The following is a 334-nucleotide window of genomic DNA, read 5'->3' as shown; positions in this document are numbered from 1 at the left end:
ATATCTTCATTTTCATTATCAATATAAAGAGATTCATCTTTTTGTAAATTCGTTAAACTGAATGTGCGTCCACCATCTGTTTTGTTTACAATTGAGATATTGCCAACTTCCCTAGTAATAATCCACAATTCAGGAAATGTTTCTTCACCTTTATTTGAAATTTTAATTTCTGTTCCATCTGCACTATTCTTACTTAGATCAACAATATACTCATAATAAGGACTGTAAGTATAAGGTGAATTACATCTCATGGTTAAACGTATGAATCCATGTTTAGCACCATTGTGAATTATTTGAATATCGTCAACAGGCTGACAATAAAAAATACGCTCAG

1 pseudogene is annotated in these 334 nt (G+C 30.5%); it reads right to left on the bottom strand.

Features of this window, described 5'->3' with window-relative positions:
* Positions 1-334 (bottom strand): annotated as a pseudogene (locus tag V7122_RS21730) (hypothetical protein); the annotation flags it as partial.

Source organism: Bacillus sp. JJ1532 (genome assembly GCF_036965085.1).
Classification (GTDB): Bacteria; Bacillota; Bacilli; order Bacillales; family Cytobacillaceae; genus Cytobacillus.
Note: the sequence above shows the minus strand (reverse complement) of the source record. Positions and strands in the feature narration are given on the sequence as shown.